General features: G+C 32.5%; 3 protein-coding genes. All 3 read left to right on the top strand.

From position 1 onward, the window contains the following. The first annotated feature begins 59 nt into the window (after nucleotides 1-59). Nucleotides 60-398: a hypothetical protein gene (locus tag FDX22_RS31700; protein WP_036853151.1), complete on the top strand. Its 339-nt coding sequence runs from the start codon at nucleotides 60-62 to the stop codon at nucleotides 396-398. Further along, nucleotides 389-754, top strand: a complete 366-nt coding sequence (locus FDX22_RS21215) for a hypothetical protein (protein WP_036853152.1) — start codon at nucleotides 389-391, stop codon at nucleotides 752-754. The genes FDX22_RS31700 and FDX22_RS21215 overlap by 10 nt, the downstream gene beginning before the upstream one ends. Nucleotides 755-810: 56 nt before the next feature. Next, the coding region (locus FDX22_RS21220; protein ID WP_222592547.1) for a BppU family phage baseplate upper protein at nucleotides 811-1783 on the top strand (973 nt) is incomplete at its 3' end.

A 1783-nucleotide genomic window follows, 5' to 3' on the forward strand; every position in this document is an offset into this window, starting at 1 on the left:
TACAACATGGGAAAGAAACCCTAAGAATAACAAGATGATTTTAGAGGGGGTAGTAAGCAATGGAATTTGATTCTTATATAGATTGGTACAACAATTTGCTTACAATGCCTCTAAATGACGTTATTTTAGGTGTTAAGGACACGATAGAAGACAAGACGGTATATTTATCACTTAGTGACTCAAAGGTCATTAAAATGGATAATACGAGCTTTGTCATGGGTTACTATTATCAAGTTGTTTTATCTGTTAAAGATGTTGACGATGAACTTGTAGAACTAGTCGGAAATGTTTTACAAAACGGTTGGAATATGACGAACTGGTCAGAGAATAGCCATTTGTACAATTATACTGGTACTGTTTATTTGCCTTGTGGTGCAGGTGGTCAAGCATGGCAATGAATTTACTTAATACAGCAAGCATAGCTAAAGAAATGCAAACTAAAGTAACAGAACGCATGGGCGACTGGTTTGAAGCAGAATTTAAAGCTAAAGCGAATAGTGCAAGCCGAAGAACTAGATTAATTAGAAGTCATGGTCACACCTATACTTATGCTAGATACCAAAATACTGGTCAATTATCAAGTAACTTAAAACAAGTTAAAAAAGGCGATAAAATAGTTATTGACGCAGGTACTAGAGCTAATTATACTAGCGGTTATCATGGTATGTACTTTTTAAGAAATAAAAAAGGTATGCAAGACGTTAAAACAACATTGAAAAAAGGCGCTATTTATGCTAATTCAATGAAATTATAAAAGTAGAAAGTGGTTTAATTACATTTGATTGAAATTAACAATAATGGTATTTTTTAATGAGTTTAGATAATTTTAAAAATAGAGCGATTGTATGGGATACGGTCAATAAAGGCTTCCCACAACCAATTCAAATAATGCAAGGCGACGTCAACGCTAGAACATTGTCAATTAAAATACTTGATAATGGAGGCGAAATTGATTTGACTGGCCATTCATTAAAACTTACATATCAATATACTAATAGCAGTAATTCAGGTTTTGTTATGATTCCTCCTGAAAACTTAACTAAGGGAGAGTTTATTTTAGTAATTCCTACCGAAATGACAGAAACTGGAGTTATTGAAGCGAACTTAATACTTCTCAATGAAGATAAAGAGCAGGTTATCGTCAGCAAGAACCTTACGTTTATATCAGATAATTCTACGGTTACAGATTTAGCTCAAGAAGTAAATAATAAGATTGATGATTTTACAAAATTATTATTGGAAAATATGCCACAAGTAATGCGTAGTGAGTTGAATGACTTACATGCTCAAACTGAATCAAACAAGAGCAATATTGAGCTTAAAGCCAATCAAACAGACTTGAACAACTTACAAGCTGATGTCAGCAGGCAAGGGATTGCAATTTCAACAAAAGCTGAACAATCAGATTTATTAATCACAAATCAAAATGTAACAACTGCTCAAGAAACAGCAAAACAAGCTGAAAGTGAAGCCAAAAATGCAATGGCAAAGGCTACCGAAGCACAAGCGAACAGTTTAACACCAACAACTTTAAATGTTGCTTGGGAAGTTGGTAAATATAATGATAATAATGGCGAAACAGTTATTAATGAGTCTATGAATAGAACTGTAAAGTTTGATATTAGCGGTACTGTTGAATTAAATATTAAAAATCCAACTAATTATACACTTTATAAATATTTTTTATATGATAAAAATGGTGCTTTTTTACGCTATGGCGAAGTAAAAAATGGAATGAGTATAAAGCATATTGGCAAAATTGCTTTTCAAACTGCCAAAACTG

It is taken from the genome of Citrobacter sp. TBCS-14 (assembly GCF_005280805.1).
GTDB classification, from domain to species: domain Bacteria; phylum Pseudomonadota; class Gammaproteobacteria; order Enterobacterales; family Enterobacteriaceae; genus Citrobacter; species Citrobacter gillenii.

Coding starts and splice junctions, on each gene's coding strand:
- FDX22_RS21215 (WP_036853152.1), top strand. CDS start 389: ATGGCAATGAATTTACTTAATACAGCAAGCATAGCTAAAGAAATGCAA.
- FDX22_RS31700 (WP_036853151.1), top strand. CDS start 60: ATGGAATTTGATTCTTATATAGATTGGTACAACAATTTGCTTACAATG.